This is a genomic window from Archangium sp. (genome assembly GCF_036388035.1).
GTDB lineage: Bacteria > Myxococcota > Myxococcia > Myxococcales > Myxococcaceae > Archangium.
The window spans coordinates 1-14111 of record NZ_DASVSO010000472.1 but is presented as its reverse complement, the minus strand read 5'-3'; the positions used below and the strand labels follow the sequence as shown (position 1 = coordinate 14111).

Here is a 14111-nt window from a genome sequence, read left to right as displayed (position 1 = left end):
GGGGCCCGGGGTGGGGGCGGTGGCGGTGGGAGCGGTGCCCCCATCCGTCGCGGCGGCCACCTGGCCCGCGTCCGCGCCCTCGGCGCCCGGCGGCGGCACCTTGGGCGAGAAGAAGAAGGTGTAGGCGAAGGTGAGCACCATCGCCAGGGCGAGCGCCACCATCAGTCGCCGCTGGGAGTCAGCCGATTGGGGCGAGAGCGGATCGAGATCGTTCATAGAGGAAGGGCGACTAGGGCACCGGGTCGATGCCGCCCGGGTGCAAGGGCTGGCAGCGCAGCAGGCGCCACAGGGTGAGACGCACACCGCGGAGGGCGCCGTGCTTCTGGAGCGCCTCCAGGGCGTACACCGAGCAGGTGGGGTGGAAGCGACAGGCCGGGGGCAGCAGCGGGGAGAGGAACCGCTTGTAGAACCGGATGGGGAGCGCGAGCAGGTAGGCGAGCGGGCTCATCGAGCGGACTCCCGGGGGCCTGACGGGAAGAGCCTCTGCAGCTTGCGGGTGACTCCATCGAAGGCGCGCGACAACTCGGGGAGGGAGGCGTCCTTGGCGGACTGGCGCACGACCAGGACGACATCCACACCGGGGGGCCACTGGCCTCGGCGCTTGCGGAAGAGCTCGCGCAGGAGCCGGCGCAGGCGGGCACGCACCACGGCATTGCCCACCTTGCTGGAAACGGTGAGACCCACGCGGCTGAAGGGCCGGCCGTTGGGCCTCGCGAGCCCCAGGAGACAGTCAGAGGGAATCTTCTGACCTTTGTCCTGGACCTCGAGGAACTCGCGCCGCCGCAGCAGGCGGACGGCCTTGGGGAAGCGCTCGTCAGGAGCTGGCGCCTGTCCCTCGGCCTTCACGCGAGCGTCCCGACTACTTCTTGTAGCTGGAGACCACCAGGCGCTTGCGGCCCTTGGCGCGGCGACGGCTGAGCACGTCCTGGCCCGCGCGGGTGGAGTTGCGCTTGCGGAACCCGTGGGTACGGTTGCGCTTGATCTTCGACGGCTGATAGGTGCGCTTGGACACGGCTGAACTCCTGGGACATCGGGGCACACGCCCCTGAGGCGGGCGCCCTTATCCACGAGACTGAGGAAGGCGGCGCTCGTAACCCGATCTCCCACCCAAGTCAACGTCGGATCACTCCGGGCCGCCTGCACGGCCGGGATTTCCGTCGTTTTGCGCCCACACCCGGGGTGAAGCGGGGGCGGGGTGGGAACATCGCCGCCACAACGTCCAGGAGGGTGGGGGGATTCCTGAGATCAGACGGGGGGGTGTAGGGGTGCGGAATGTTTGGGGATGTCGCCGAGAAGTTGATCGCCCAGGGGGGGCCTGTTAGCACGGACGGCCCCCTGCCTGGCGGGTCCGCCAGTGCATTGGAGCCCTTCGTGAACGTCCTCGCCCGACCCTTCCCTCAGACGCCAAGTGCCGAGAATCTCTGGGACCGGATGCTGGACTGCCTGCGGCAGGACAAGCGGGACTACGCGCTGACGTGGATCGGCCGGATGCAGCCGCTGGAGGTCCGGGAGAACACGCTGGTGCTGGGGGTGCCGGACCGCTTCTTCCGCGACTGGGTGGACAACCACTACCGGGAGCTGATGGAGACGACGCTGGCCCGGGTGTCGGACGGGCCGATGCAGCTGGACTACGAGGTGGTGGAGGGCATGGCCCCGCCGCCGGAGCTGCAACCCGCACAGGTGGTCAAGCCCGAGGGCCGGCGGCCACCGCGCCTCAACGCCCGCTTCACCTTTCCAAGCTTCGTGGTGGCCGACAGCAACCAGCTGGCGGCGGCGGCGGCGCAGGCGGTGTCCGACAGCCCAGGGCGCGCCTACAACCCGCTCTACGTGTACGGGGGCACGGGGCTGGGCAAGACGCACCTGCTGCACGCCATCGGCAATAAAATCTGGGAGAACGACCCGACGCAGCGGGTGGTGTACCTGTCGAGCGAGCAGTTCACCAACGAGTACATCGAGAGCGTGCGCGAGCAGCGGATGCCGGAGTTCCGCAGGAAGTTCCGGGACGACTGCGACGTGCTGCTGCTCGACGACGTGCAGTTCCTGGGACGCAAGGAAGAGACGCAGCGGGAGTTCTTCCACACGTTCAACACGCTGCACGAGCTGGGCAAGGCGATCATCCTGACGAGCGACATGGTGCCGGCGGAGGTGCCCGGGCTGGAGGAGCGGCTGCGCAGCCGCTTCAACATGGGGCTCATCACCGACATCCAGGAGCCGAGCTTCGAGACGCGGGTGGCCATCCTCCAGAAGAAGGCGGCGCTGGATGGGCTGGAGCTGCCGGACGAGGCGGCGCACTTCATCGCGCGGGCCATCCAGAAGAACGTGAGGGAGCTGGAGGGGGCGCTGGTGAAGGTGAGCGCCATCCACTCGCTGACGCGGCAGCCGGTGACGGTGGACTTCGTGGCGCACGTGCTCAAGGACGTGCTGCCGGCGCGGCAGACGGTGGACGTGGAGAGCATCCAGCGCGAGGTGGCGCGGTACTACAAGGTGCCGGTGGAGGCACTGAAGGAGGACCGGAGGCACAAGGCGCTGGCGCACGCGCGGCAGGTGGCGATGTATCTGAGCCGCAAGCTGACGAAGGGCTCGTTCCCGGAGATCGCCGCGCGGTTCAACAAGGACCATTCGACGGTCATCTCGGCGGTGCGCAAGGTGGAGAAGCAGCGCGAGACGGACGCCGCGGTGAAGCGCGAGCTGGACGAGCTGGAAGCGAAGCTGACCGGCGAGTAGCCGGGCACACGGGAACCCGAGCATCTGACCTTGAGGGTGACTTGACGAGGGGTGACCTGATGAGTCACTCTACTCAGGAAGTCATCACGGGAGGTGTGTGTCGATGGAACAGTCCACGTCGGTTACCCCGGGTCCGGGCGAGCAGAACCTCACTCCAGGCGAGCAGCGGATCCTGACCCTGATGGAGCAGGGCGAGCAGCGGATCCTGACCCTGATGGAGCAGGGGCAGCAGCGGATGGAAAAGCGCCTACAGTCGCTGGAAGAGGGCCAGCAGCGCATGTGGGTCCAGCTCGACCAGGGCCAGCGGCGCATCCAGTCCGTGGAGCACACGCTGAGCCTCCAGGGCGAGCAGCTCAAGACCCTGCTGATCAAGGTGGACTACGAGGGCGCTGCCAGCAACACGCGCGACCGGCAGCTGACCACGGACCTCCAGCAGCTCCGAAAGGAGCACCAGCAGAAGGAGCTGCAGTTCCTCGCATGGCGAAAGGAGCTGTCCGAGACCCTCTACACTCAGGTGAACAGGCTGAGAGAGGAACTCTCCGAGCGGTTCAGCCAGCTCGATACACGGTTGGCGATGGTGGAGCAGGCCCTCCAACTGAACGACGAACGCTTCCGCGAGAACAGCAAGAACCTCCAAGCCCTGACGGAAGAGATACGGAACCTGGCGGCCCGGCTCGAGCTCAAGGCCGATGCCTCCCGGGTGGCGGCGCTGGAGCGGCGACTCGAAACGTAGTCCCCGGGTCGCTCCCCCACCAACCGTGCGGACAACCTGGCCCCGGAGGCGCTATATCCCGGGCCGCACTCGTTCATGAGCAGGCTGTAAGGTGGCGACGCCGGCACAGGCGCCGTGCCACGCAAGGGCCTGGGACATCGACTCGGGACGGGGCACGGAGGAGAGACACCCATGCGGTTGACGGTCTTCGGAGCGACGGGTCGGGTCGGGCACATCCTGGTGCACTCGGCACTGGAGCAGGGTCACGAGGTGACGGCGTACGTCCGGGACCCCCAGCGCCTCAAGCACAAGCATGGGCGCCTCTTCGTGAAGAAGGGCAGTCTCGAGGACTCCGCCGCCGTCACCGAGGCCATCCGCGGCACCGAGGTCGTCGTGAGCACGCTCGGGGCTCGCGATGTCACCCACTCCGTCACCGTCGTCACCGAGGGCACTCGCACCATCGTCGCCGCCATGAAGGCCGAGAGCGTCCAGCGCCTCGTCGTGGTGGGCGCCGCCGGCCTGCTGCCCCACGCCGAGGGCGGACTCGTCGGCGAGCGCGGGCTGCCTCCCTTCCTGCGCCATGCCTTCGAGGATCACCGCGGCGCCCTCGCCGTGCTCCAGGAGAGCAACCTCGACTGGGTCGTCGTGTGCCCTCCCGTCATGCCCAGCGGCGTGCGCACCGGCAAGTACCGCACCGCCGTCGAGTCGCTCCCCGCCGGCCGTCAGGTGTACGCCGAGGACGTCGCCGACTTCACCCTCCACGTCGCCACCCACGACGAGCACCACCGCGTGCGCCTCGGCATCGTGGGCGACTGAGCGCTACGGCAGGCTCGGCGCCTCCACGTCCGTGACGATGAGCGTGTTGGTGCGCGTGTCCACGCTCACGCTGCCTCGCGGCGACAGCACCCCCTTCACGTGCTGCGCCATCTCCGCCGCGTTCGCGTGGCTCACCGGAATGAAGAAGGTGCGCAGCGGCGCGGACTCCGCCTTCGCCTTCTTCAGTCGGGCGAGCGCCTCGGCCTCCTCCTGCAGCGCCTTGAGCGGCGCCACACGCAGGATGTTGCCCTGCTTCTGCATCCCCAGCCCGCGCGAGGCCAGCACCACGTCGAGCGCCTCCGTCCACGGCACGTTGCGCAGCTTGAGCGTCACCGTGCCCTGCACCTCGTCGGCCACCACGAGGTTCATCCGCCCCACGTCCGCCAGCATCCGCAGCACGTCGTGGATGTTGGCCCGCGTCACGTCCAGCGTGATGCGCTTCGTCTCCTTGGGGGGCGCGGCCAGCGCGGGCGCGGCGGCGAGCGCCACCGCAAGGAGCACGGCTCGGGCCTGTCTCATGGGAGTCCTCCGGCGAAAGGGAACGAGCCAGTGTAACCCCGCGTTCTCATTGGCCCCAGGTGCGTCCTCGTGCGACCTGGACCCACCCCTCGGGGCCCCGAAGTGACCGACGCCGGGCCCCTGGGGTCCAATGGGGCGGAATCCGGAGGGTCCTGGCCGGCAGGATCTCCCCCTCCGAATTCCAACTTCATGATCCTTCGCACCCCCTCGCTTCGCCAGTCGCTCCTGTCCGCCGCCGCCCTGACCCTCGCCGCCTGCGGGGGAGAGGGCGCCGCGCTGCGCTTCTCCGTGAACGAGTCCCAGGCCCAGGCCGCCAGCGTCCACGTCCAGGCCGCCGAGGCCGCCCCGGCCCCCACCTTCCGCTCCAAGGACGGCGTCACCTTCACCCTCACCCAGGCGCGCATCCACCTCAAGGACATCCGCCTGGACCTGCCCCAGGGCACCCAGTGCGCCGAGGTGCGCGGCCTGCTCTCCGGCGCCACCTGCAAGGGCGGCGACTCGGGCAGCGGCTCGGGCACCGTCGTCGTCCCCGGCCCCATCGTGGTGGACCTGATGACAGGCGCCACCACCCCGGACCTCTCCGGGCTGCGCCTGCCCGCCGGCACCTACAAGCGCATCGACTTCCGCCTCGACGAGGCCAAGGCCGGTGAGGTGGCCGCCACCGAGCCGCTCGTGGGCTACAGCCTCGTGGTGAAGGCCGACTTCATCCAGGACTCCAAGCCCACCACGCTCGACCTGAAGCTCAAGTTCAGCGAGGACGCGCGCTTCCAGTCCTCCACCGGCGTCGAGGTGGGCGCCGACGACGAGCTGCTCGCGCTGCTCAAGCCCCAGGCGTGGCTCGAGGGCCTGCCCGTCGCCGGGTGCCTCGCCAAGGGGGACCTGGTCATCTCCGGCAACACCCTGCTCATCGACGCCCGCGCCAAGGGCGACTGCAGCGGTGCCGAGGGCCTGGTGAAGGAGAACATCAAGAACAGCGGCGATCTGCGCAAGGCGAAGTAGCAACCCGGGCCGGCGCCCCGGGGCTCGCGTCCTCAACGACGCGCGCCCTGGATGGCCGGCCCGCACAAGGTGGGTGCCTCCCACCTCGGCCCGGGCCGGGCCCCCTCCGGGTTCTCCACCCTGGAGGGGGCCGTGCGGACTCCCTGGACTCCGAGACACGCGCCTCCCGCCGAGTCGACGCGCTAGGCTCGCGTCCCGAGGAGGCGACGGAGGATGCCCGGTCCCACCCACATCATCGGCTGTCCCTCGTGCCGCGCGCCCCACCGGCTGGGCTCGCTCATGTCCGGCAACGCCTCGGGCGCGCGCTGGTGGTCGGACGGCAAGCGCGAGGCGCCGATGCTCCCCTCCCGCCCCCTCGTGACACGGTGTCGCGGGTGCGGCCGCCACTTCTGGCTCGCGCGCGGCGAGCCCCTGGGGCGCATCGCGGGCGTCCTCCCCGATCCCTCGCGGGACGTCGTCCTCCAGGACGTGGGGCCCCGGCGCCTCGAGGTCATGGCCATGCTGCGCCGGGTGCTCGGTGCGGAGCCGCACGAGGCCAAGGCGCTGCTCGAGCACCTTCCCGTGGAGCTGGCCGTGGACGTCTCCCGGGACGCGGCGTGGCAGCTCATCGAGCAGTTCCAGGCCGTGGGCGCCACCGCGCGCGTGCGGCCCGTCCTGGAGCCTCCCGCGCCGCCCTTGGTGACGAACTTCTTCCTGATGAGCGTGGGACCCCGGCGCCTCGAGGTCATGGCCGTGCTGCGCGAGCACTTCCGCGTGAGCCTGTCCGAGGTGAAGGGGCTGCTCGAACGTCTTCCGCTGGAGCTGCCTGGCCGGGGCCCGCAGCTCGAGCCGCTCGAGGTGCTGCTCGGGAAGTACGAGGCGGCGGGCGCGGTGTTGACGCGCTACGAGCTGCCGCCGCCCCCCAGGCCCCGGCCCCTGCCCGGAGAGGACTTCCCCCCCGAGTGGGCCGCGCTGCCCGCTGTCCGGGAGCTGCCCGAGGCGGAGCTGCTCGCCGCCCTCGCCGCGGGGGTGACGCTGGGGGGGGAGGAGGAGCGCGAGCTGCGCCTGAGGGCCTGGTGGGCGGGCAACGACCCCTACCGCGAGCCCGGCGCCACGTGGAAGCCCTTCGCCGAGCGCGAGCCCGCGGCCCGGGACAACCTGCGCGCGCTGCTGGAGCTGCTCGACCCCGAGCGGCCGCTGGAGCACTGGATGAAGGCCGAGGCCCTCCGGGAGCTGGAGCGCTTCGACGAGGCCCTGGCCCTGCTCGTCTGGGAGCCGCCGCAGCCGGAGCTGCACGAGGTGGCCGAGCACCTGCGCACCCTGGCCAGGCAGCGCGTCCCCGAGGTGCGGGTGCTCGTCGGCGCCTGACGGGCTTCCTCGCACGGGTGACACGCGACCCTTCGGGCCGTGCCTGCCCTGGGGCGCGCGGCGGGCGTCCCTTGTGGCCGTCCCGGCCCGTTCCCACCCTCGTGGGAGGGATTCCAGCCAACCCAGGAGAGAGCCATGGCGGACAGCAAGAATTGGGGCAACTGCAAGGGATGTCGTCACTTCGGCAGCCACCACCCCGACCCGGGCGACACCGCGGTCGCCAAATGCATGGAGCCGGATCTCCAGGCCTTCGAGCTCCAGGTGACCGGCGCGAGTGGTTGCAACGAATTCGAGGCCCGCACCGCCGTCTCCAGCGACGTCTACGACACCGGGTCCGTGCCCTCGATGCATTGAGGGCGCTGGCGCCTCCGACATCCGCTCGCCTGTCCCCGGTGCGGGCACCAGCCAGGGACGAAAAGCCGACCGGTCCCGAGGGATTGAATCGGTATGCTGCGTCGCATGGCCCCGTCGCCCGCGCCTTCCCATGACCCGGCCGGTTCCCCGCTACCGGCTGGACTGGGCCCGGCCGTGCTGCTCGACGCCCTCCAGGCGTTGGTGGTGGTGGTGGACCCCACCGGCCGCCTCCTCCACCTCAACCGCCGGAGCGAGCAGGTGCTCGGCCACTCCTCGCCCGAGGTCCGCGGCTTGCGCCTGGAGGAGCTCGCCCGCCTGACTCCTGGCCAGGAGTCGGAGCACGCGGCCCTCGTGCGGCTGGCCCAGGGGCCCCACCCGGCCCACCACGAGGGCGCCTGGCACACCCCCGAGGGCGAGCGGGTGCTGCTCGAGTGGAGCGCCGCGTCCCTGGGCCCCGAGGCGGGCGACGCCGCCGGTCACGTCGTCCTCACCGGCATCGAGGTGACGCGGCGCGGTCAGGCCCTCCAGCAGCAGGTGGGCTTCTTCCAGACGCTCATCGACAGCATCCCCAACCCCATCTTCCACAAGACGCTGGATGGCCGCTACCAGGGCTGCAACCGCGCCTTCGCGGACATGCTCGGCCTGACGCGGGACGCCCTCGTCGGCAAGTCCGTCTGGGACATGTACCCGCCCGAGCTCGCCGCGCGCTACGCCGCCAAGGACCAGGAGCTCTTCGAGCACCCCGGCACCCAGACGTACGAGTCCCAGATGCGCTTCGGCACGGGCGAGGTGCGCGACGTCATCTTCTACAAGGCCACCTACGCGGACACGCGGGGCCAGGTGGCGGGGCTGGTGGGCATCGTCCTGGACATCACCGACCGCAAGCGCGCCGAGGCCGCCCTGAGCCGGGCCCGCGACGAGCTGGAGGTGCGCGTGCGCGAGCGCACCGCCCAGCTGGAGAAGCTCAAGGACGCCGCCGAGACGGCCGATCGCACCAAGAGCGAGTTCCTCAACATCGCCGCGCACGAGCTGCGCACGCCCCTCACCTCGCTGCACCTGGTGCTCGCCCAGGCCCGGCGCCACCTGGACAAGGGCGAGCCCGTCTCCGACGTCACCCTCGTCTCGCGCATGGAGCGCTACACGGGCCGCCTCAACCGGCTCGCGGGGGACCTGCTCGACGCCTCGCGGCTGGAGCGCGGCCAGCTCCACATCCGCCCGCGTCCGGTGGACCTGCGCGCCCTGGTGGCCGATGTCGCCGACGACTTCCGCCACCAGTACCCCGAGCGCCCCCTGGACGTGGCGCTCTGCGAGGGTGTCGCCTGGGTGAGCGCGGACCGGGACCGGGTGGAGCAGGTGCTGGCCAACCTCCTCGACAACGCCATGAAGTACACCCCGCGCGAGGCCCGGGTGAGCGTGCGGCTGGCCCAGTGGGATGGCTGCTTCCGCCTCTCCGTCGTCGACGAGGGGCCCGGCATTCCCCCCGAGGAGCAGGAGCGCCTCTTCCAGCGCTTCCAGCGGCTCTCCTCCTCCGTGCACCAGCCGGGCCTGGGCCTGGGCCTCTACATCTCGCGGGAAATCATCGCGCGCCACGGCGGCACCCTCGGCGTCTTCAGCACGCCCGGCGGCCCCGGCATCACCTTCTTCTTCGAGCTGCCCCGCGCCCGCTGAACGTTGACCACCGCACGCCCGGCGGCCCCACTCTTCAGCTTCACGCGAATTCTACACCCTCCTCACTCGTTCAGGACGCTGGCCTGGGGTAGAGGGCCCGCCATGTTCCATCCCAAGGGACCCAGCTTCGTGGAGTTGGTGCGGCAGGGCCTGAGCTCGGTGGAGCGCGGGTATGACCTGCTCGCGCCGAAGTTCGAGTACACGCCCTTCCGCACCCCCAACGGGCTCTTGAAGGCGAGCCTGGAGCTGGCCGGGCCCCCGGGCTCGGTGGGCAGCGCGCTGGACGTGTGCTGCGGCACGGGAGCGGCCATGCGCTACCTGAGGCCGCTGTGCCGCGAGCGCGTGGTGGGGCTGGACCTGAGCCAGGGCATGCTGGACGAGGCGCGCCGGCTGCTGGCGGACGCCCCGGGGGAGGCCGCCCTGGAGTTCGTACGCGGCGACGCCCTGGAGATGCCGTGGCGCGAGGAGTTCGACCTGGTGACGAGCTTTGGCGCCTTCGGCCACATCCCCGAGGAGGACGAGCCGCGGCTGGTACAGGGCATCCACCGGGCGCTGAGGCCGGGGGGGCGCTTCGTCTTCGTCACCGGGGACACGCCCTCGCCGCTGCGCCCCGGCTACTGGGTGGCGCGGGCCTTCAACGCGGCCATGCGCGTGCGCAACGCCTTCTGGCAGCCGCCCTTCGTCATGTACTACCTGACCTTCCTGCTTCCGCGCGCCCGGGCGCTGCTGGAGGCCCATGACTTCACCGTGCAGGCCCGCCACGACGCGCTGCCCGAGCCCTATGGGCGCTACGGCTACCGCGTGGTGATCGCCACGCGGCGCTGAGGGGGAGCCCGACCATGCAGCCCACATCCCACCGCCTTGTCCCCCCCGAAGCCCCCGAGAAAGACGCGCCCGAGCCCAGCGCGGGCGCGGTGGCCTGGCAGCGGCGGCGGCCGGTGTTGGTGTTCGCGGCCACCATCCTCCTGCTCTACCCGATGGACCTGCTCCTGGTGCCGGCCCCGAGCTACCCAACGCTCCTGACGCGCCTGGGGTGGGCGGCGCAGATGCTGCTGTACGCGTGGCTGCGGCGGCGGGTGGACGGGCGCTGGGAGACGGTGGTGCTGGCGGTCAACAGCGTCCTGGTGAGCCTCTTCTTCCTGCTGCTCGTCTACTTCACCGGGGGGGCGGAGAGCCCCTACATGAACCTGGTGCCGTCCATGCCGCTGATGATGGCGCTCCTGCAGCCGCAGGACACGCGGCCGGCCATCCTCACCGGCATCGCCAGCGCGCTGGGCGTCATGGGCTTGCAGTGGATGGAGCACCACCACCCGGGGCACGCGGTGGCGTGGGCGCTGATGGTGGGGACGGCGACCTTCTTCGGGGTGTACGGCTCGACGCAGTTCCGCAAGGCCCAGGCCGCCGAGGACGAGGCCCGCCTGGAGCGCACGCGCCGCGAGTCGCTGGAGAAGGCGGCGGTGGCCGAGCGCCACCGGGCCCAGACGGAGAAGCTGGCCACGGTGGGGCGACTGGCGGCGAGCGTGATGCACGAAATCAACAACCCGCTGGCCTTCGTGCGCTCCAACCTGGACTTCCTGCGCACCGAGGTGCTGGAGCAGCCGTTGCCCGAGGAGACGCGCACGGAGCTGGCCGAGGTCTTCGAGGAGACGCGCACGGGGGTGGAGCGCATCCGTCAGATTGTGTCGGACCTGAAGGGCTTCTCGCGGATGGACGGGGAGGAGCCGAGCGAGTGCGCGCTGGCGGACGTGGTGTCGGACGCGGCGAGGCTGGCGGCGATGCGGCTCAAGCACGTGGCGCGGCTGAAGGTGGAGGTGCCGGCGGACCTGCCCGAGGTATTCGCCACGCGGCGGAGGCTGGCGCAGGTGCTGCTCAACCTGCTGGTGAACGCGGGGGACGCGCTGGAGGAGGCGAAGGTGCAGGGGGGCGAGGTGAGGGAGAGGGGGTTGGCCGAGGAGGGGAGGGTGGTGCTGCTGGTGGAGGACAACGGCCCGGGTTTCCCGCCGGACGTGCTGCAGCGGCTCTTCGAGGCCTTCTTCACCACGAAGGCGTTGGACAAGGGGACGGGGCTGGGGCTGTCCATCTCGCGCGAGCTGGTGGAGCGCTTCGGCGGCACGCTGCGAGCGGAGAACCGGCCCGAGGGCGGCGCGCGCCTGCGCCTGGAGCTGCCCCGGCACATGCCCGCCGCACAGGCCCAGGGGGCCTGAGCGCTCGGGGCACGCATGACCTCGGGAGTTCTCCACGCGGAGGAGACTCCCGCCGTGGTATGAAGCGAGCGCACCGGGCTTCCGCCGACGCCACTCGGGCGTGGTAGGGAAGAGCGACGAGGGGTAGCGAATGACGACCACGAAGAAGAAGGGCGCGAGGGTGGGCCTGTTCCAGCTCGGCAGACGGTGCAAGCACGCCGCGGCGGAGCTGGGCCCCATCCACGAGGCGCGCAACGTCCAGACGGGCGCCCCGGCCCTGGTGATGATGCCCGGGCCTCGGCCCACCTGGGGACCCAAGAAGAACTGGCAGGTGCGCGCTTCCTTCCAGGTGACTCCGCCCACCATCACCATGGAGGTGGAGCAGGCGCCGGCCTCCGGCAAGGTGGCGGAGCTGGCCCACCTGCTCACCCTGCTGCTCGCGGGGCTCGACGCCGTGGGCGGCAACGCCCGCATGCGCGCCCACCTCACCCGCGAGCCCATGGGCCAGCTCATGCGGCGCCCTCCATTAAAGGCCCTGGCGGCCGTGGCACTCGCCGTGCTCGCGCTGGGCGGGGGCTTCTGGCTGGGCTCAGGCACCCGTCCGATGACTCCGCCCACCCCGCCACCTTCGACTCCCGCGCTCGGTGAGCTGGCGGACGCCGGGCTCCCGTCCTCCTTCCTCGTCGCCGGTGAGCAGCAGAGCGCGGCGGGTATCGCCTACCCGCTTCCCGACAAGCCCTTCTCGAACCAGTCCAGGCCTCCCTGCCGCACCGTGCGCGACGAGGTGGCCATCAACGGTGGCTGCTGGGTAGCGCTTGAGCGCCGTCCGCCGTGCCACCCGGAGCAGGCCGAGTACCAGGGGAAGTGCTACCTGCCGGTGGGCTTGAGGGACCCCCGCCCGCCTCAAGCCCTCTCTCCGTGAGCCAAAACTCGTCACTCCTCCGCGAGCTCGAGCCGCGCGACGAAGCCCAACACCTCCCGAAACGCCTCGTCGAAAGGGATGAACAGCTCGCGCGTCGTGGCCTCGAGTTCGTCGTAGTCCGCTCGGGCCCGCTGCTGGACTTCCGGCTGGCGGAACGCCGCTCGTGACACGGGAACGTTCCGGGCCGCGGCCTTGCGACACAGGTACTCCGCGACGCGTGTGTGATCGATGTTCACGTCACGGCGCAACAGCACCGCGATGTCGAGCACGTCCTGCCTCCGATTCCGCTTCCGGATGGGCTGCTGGAGCAGGGAGCGCAACTTCTCGGCGACGATGTCCTCGACCGTGCTGACACGCAGGGGGTTCGCGGCCTGGATGTGGATGGGACGGTCCTCACAGATGGGCTCGTTCAGGCTGATGTCGAGCTGGACGACACTCTTGGAGGGTTGTCCTGCGTTCATCCGCTCCTGATTGCGGACGTCATCGGGAAGGGCGTAAGCCACCTTGACCTCATAGGTGACGAACGTCTTGTTCGGTCCCGGTGGCTGCCGATCCACCTTTTGCACCCGGAGAAGCACCCCCAGCACCTTGTGGGTCTGCGCCAGGCTCTGGTCCATCAGCGTGCGCAGCCGCTCCTCGTCCAGCTCCGCGTCCGAGGAGGAGAAGTCGAGGTCCAGGGTGCTGCGGTTGGGTTGCCAGACGAAGTCGAGTGCATTACCGCCCTTGAACACCAGGATGCGGCTGAGTGCCCGCGAGCCAGCGATGGAGCGGAGGACGGCGTATTGAGCAAAGCGCATGCGCGCCTCGCTCGGTATGACTCGATGCTGGGCGGCCCAGGAGGCAATCGCATCGAATGCAGTGGGATAGTTCGTTTCCAAGCTCCCGCCTCATGACTCGCGCAGCACATCGACGGGCGCATTGATGGAGAGCTTCCACTTCTCACTGTAGCTGGAGGCGAAAGGCGCGCTCCCCACGAGCTTGCTCGAGCCGCCACGCCGGGCCTGGGCGGGCCATTGCGCCACCCGCGGGTGCTCGAGCCCCAGCTCATCCAGGATGAAGCCCACTCGCTGGCGGAGCAGGCCCACGTCGAACTGCTCGACCAGCTCGACCAGGGCCTCGAGGTCCAAGGTGTCACGCACCTGAACCCAGGCCCGCAGGAGCTTGCCAACGCCGCCGCACCAGTCGGGGTGCAGCAAGCCATCCAGCAGGGTCCGCTCCGGTGTCGTCACTCGCACCGGATAGCCACGAGGTCGATACTCCGCCGTCCCGAACAGGGACGACCCCCTCGACAGCCAATGCCAGCGGACGGGCTTACCGAAAAGCTCGTCCACCGTCCTTCCATAGGCGGACTCCCCGTCCTCCCCATCCTCCGTACGGGTCCCTGGCGGGAGGATGCCTCCACTCCCACCCGAGGGGAGGACGACGTGGAACTCCTTCGGAAGCTCGTCCGTCATTCCATGGAAGACCAGTGCCGTGATGTGGCTGAGGGCCGCATACGGGTGGATCTCCATCAGGAGCTCGTCTTCGGAAACGACGCCGGTCCGCGCATAGGGCGCGCGCGCCTCATAGAGGAACGCCAGCCCCTTTTCCGGGTGCTGGAACTCACCTCGCTTCACCAGCCGCCTGAGGATGCTCCGGGTCTCCTCCAGATTGGCGGGAGACTTCTCCCAGCGACGTTGCTCCGCCGGAAGATGAAGGGTCGCCCGACGCAGCAGCAGCAGGGCCCGCCAGTCGGCCACGACGCGTCGATTCTCCGACGCCATCTCCTCAACCAGGGCCTGACCGAGGGTCTTCTTCCTCATGATCGAACTTCAGGATGTTGCGGTTCGTCCTTACATTCGTCCTAAGGACGAATGTAAGGACGAGG

Annotated in this window: 16 protein-coding genes and 1 pseudogene; 10 read left to right on the top strand and 7 right to left on the bottom strand. The window is 70.2% G+C overall.

What is annotated here, in order from left to right:
- The 4 genes and pseudogenes from VF697_RS19030 to rpmH all read right to left on the bottom strand — a co-directional run.
- Positions 1–216 (bottom strand): annotated as a pseudogene (locus VF697_RS19030) (hypothetical protein); the annotation flags it as partial.
- A gap of 13 nt (positions 217–229) precedes the next feature.
- Positions 230–448 (bottom strand): membrane protein insertion efficiency factor YidD, encoded by a 219-nt coding sequence (gene yidD, locus VF697_RS19025; protein ID WP_331096990.1) that lies wholly within the window; start codon positions 446–448, stop codon positions 230–232.
- Positions 445–846, bottom strand: coding sequence for a ribonuclease P protein component (gene rnpA, locus VF697_RS19020; RefSeq protein ID WP_331096988.1), 402 nt, complete (start codon positions 844–846; stop codon positions 445–447). The genes yidD and rnpA overlap by 4 nt, the downstream gene beginning before the upstream one ends.
- A gap of 13 nt (positions 847–859) precedes the next feature.
- Positions 860–1012 (bottom strand): 50S ribosomal protein L34, encoded by a 153-nt coding sequence (rpmH, locus tag VF697_RS19015; RefSeq protein WP_331096986.1) that lies wholly within the window; start codon positions 1010–1012, stop codon positions 860–862.
- A 359-nt stretch (positions 1013–1371) separates the two neighbouring features.
- Here rpmH and dnaA point away from each other — a divergent pair, with 359 nt between their 5' ends.
- The 3 genes from dnaA to VF697_RS19000 all read left to right on the top strand — a co-directional run bounded on the left by dnaA (position 1372) and on the right by VF697_RS19000 (position 4252).
- On the top strand, positions 1372–2724 hold the full coding sequence (dnaA, locus tag VF697_RS19010; RefSeq protein WP_331096984.1) for a chromosomal replication initiator protein DnaA: 1353 nt from the start codon (positions 1372–1374) through the stop codon (positions 2722–2724).
- 103 nt (positions 2725–2827) lie between these two features.
- On the top strand, positions 2828–3457 hold the full coding sequence (locus VF697_RS19005; protein WP_331096983.1) for a hypothetical protein: 630 nt from the start codon (positions 2828–2830) through the stop codon (positions 3455–3457).
- Between the two features lie 171 nt (positions 3458–3628).
- The gene (locus tag VF697_RS19000; protein WP_331096981.1) at positions 3629–4252 is read left to right on the top strand and encodes an SDR family oxidoreductase; all 624 of its coding nucleotides are present in this window, start codon (positions 3629–3631) and stop codon (positions 4250–4252) included.
- Between the two features lie 3 nt (positions 4253–4255).
- Here the strand turns inward: VF697_RS19000 and VF697_RS18995 are convergent, their stop codons facing one another.
- The gene (locus VF697_RS18995; RefSeq protein WP_331096979.1) at positions 4256–4771 is read right to left on the bottom strand and encodes a secretin and TonB N-terminal domain-containing protein; all 516 of its coding nucleotides are present in this window, start codon (positions 4769–4771) and stop codon (positions 4256–4258) included.
- 189 nt (positions 4772–4960) lie between these two features.
- On the opposite strand from VF697_RS18995, the gene VF697_RS18990 reads away from it, so the two are divergent.
- The 7 genes from VF697_RS18990 (at position 4961) to VF697_RS18960 (ending at position 12244) form a co-directional block, all read left to right on the top strand.
- The gene (locus VF697_RS18990) at positions 4961–5770 is read left to right on the top strand and encodes a hypothetical protein (RefSeq protein WP_331096977.1); all 810 of its coding nucleotides are present in this window, start codon (positions 4961–4963) and stop codon (positions 5768–5770) included.
- A 213-nt stretch (positions 5771–5983) separates the two neighbouring features.
- A complete protein-coding gene (locus VF697_RS18985) occupies positions 5984–7117 on the top strand; it encodes a ribosomal protein L7/L12 (protein WP_331096976.1) in 1134 nt (377 codons plus the stop codon).
- 135 nt (positions 7118–7252) lie between these two features.
- The gene (locus VF697_RS18980; protein ID WP_331096974.1) at positions 7253–7471 is read left to right on the top strand and encodes a hypothetical protein; all 219 of its coding nucleotides are present in this window, start codon (positions 7253–7255) and stop codon (positions 7469–7471) included.
- A gap of 93 nt (positions 7472–7564) precedes the next feature.
- Complete coding sequence (locus tag VF697_RS18975; protein ID WP_331096972.1) at positions 7565–9139, top strand: sensor histidine kinase; 1575 nt, start codon at positions 7565–7567, stop codon at positions 9137–9139.
- Positions 9140–9241: 102 nt separating this feature from the next.
- Entirely contained in the window at positions 9242–9964 is a 723-nt protein-coding gene (locus VF697_RS18970) for a methyltransferase domain-containing protein (RefSeq protein ID WP_331096970.1), read from the top strand.
- Between the two features lie 14 nt (positions 9965–9978).
- On the top strand, positions 9979–11343 hold the full coding sequence (locus VF697_RS18965) for a sensor histidine kinase (RefSeq protein ID WP_331096968.1): 1365 nt from the start codon (positions 9979–9981) through the stop codon (positions 11341–11343).
- A gap of 130 nt (positions 11344–11473) precedes the next feature.
- On the top strand, positions 11474–12244 hold the full coding sequence (locus tag VF697_RS18960; protein WP_331096966.1) for a hypothetical protein: 771 nt from the start codon (positions 11474–11476) through the stop codon (positions 12242–12244).
- Between the two features lie 11 nt (positions 12245–12255).
- Here the strand turns inward: VF697_RS18960 and VF697_RS18955 are convergent, their stop codons facing one another.
- Both VF697_RS18955 and VF697_RS18950 read right to left on the bottom strand, forming a co-directional pair.
- Positions 12256–13041 carry a nucleotidyl transferase AbiEii/AbiGii toxin family protein gene (locus VF697_RS18955; RefSeq protein ID WP_331096964.1) on the bottom strand — a complete coding sequence of 262 codons (786 nt, stop codon included), beginning with the start codon at positions 13039–13041 and terminating at the stop codon, positions 12256–12258.
- A 90-nt stretch (positions 13042–13131) separates the two neighbouring features.
- Entirely contained in the window at positions 13132–14046 is a 915-nt protein-coding gene (locus VF697_RS18950) for a type IV toxin-antitoxin system AbiEi family antitoxin (RefSeq protein ID WP_331096962.1), read from the bottom strand.
- Between the last annotated feature and the right edge of the window lie 65 nt (positions 14047–14111).

Excerpts from the sequence above, each read along its gene's own strand:
- yidD (WP_331096990.1), bottom strand. The coding sequence starts at position 448 with ATGAGCCCGCTCGCCTACCTGCTCGCGCTCCCCATCCGGTTCTACAAG.
- VF697_RS19005 (WP_331096983.1), top strand. The coding sequence starts at position 2,828 with ATGGAACAGTCCACGTCGGTTACCCCGGGTCCGGGCGAGCAGAACCTC.
- VF697_RS19000 (WP_331096981.1), top strand. The coding sequence starts at position 3,629 with ATGCGGTTGACGGTCTTCGGAGCGACGGGTCGGGTCGGGCACATCCTG.
- VF697_RS18995 (WP_331096979.1), bottom strand. The coding sequence starts at position 4,771 with ATGAGACAGGCCCGAGCCGTGCTCCTTGCGGTGGCGCTCGCCGCCGCG.
- VF697_RS18990 (WP_331096977.1), top strand. The coding sequence starts at position 4,961 with ATGATCCTTCGCACCCCCTCGCTTCGCCAGTCGCTCCTGTCCGCCGCC.
- VF697_RS18985 (WP_331096976.1), top strand. The coding sequence starts at position 5,984 with ATGCCCGGTCCCACCCACATCATCGGCTGTCCCTCGTGCCGCGCGCCC.
- VF697_RS18980 (WP_331096974.1), top strand. The coding sequence starts at position 7,253 with ATGGCGGACAGCAAGAATTGGGGCAACTGCAAGGGATGTCGTCACTTC.
- VF697_RS18975 (WP_331096972.1), top strand. The coding sequence starts at position 7,565 with ATGCTGCGTCGCATGGCCCCGTCGCCCGCGCCTTCCCATGACCCGGCC.
- VF697_RS18970 (WP_331096970.1), top strand. The coding sequence starts at position 9,242 with ATGTTCCATCCCAAGGGACCCAGCTTCGTGGAGTTGGTGCGGCAGGGC.
- VF697_RS18965 (WP_331096968.1), top strand. The coding sequence starts at position 9,979 with ATGCAGCCCACATCCCACCGCCTTGTCCCCCCCGAAGCCCCCGAGAAA.
- VF697_RS18960 (WP_331096966.1), top strand. The coding sequence starts at position 11,474 with ATGACGACCACGAAGAAGAAGGGCGCGAGGGTGGGCCTGTTCCAGCTC.
- VF697_RS18955 (WP_331096964.1), bottom strand. The coding sequence starts at position 13,041 with ATGCGCTTTGCTCAATACGCCGTCCTCCGCTCCATCGCTGGCTCGCGG.
- VF697_RS18950 (WP_331096962.1), bottom strand. The coding sequence starts at position 14,046 with ATGAGGAAGAAGACCCTCGGTCAGGCCCTGGTTGAGGAGATGGCGTCG.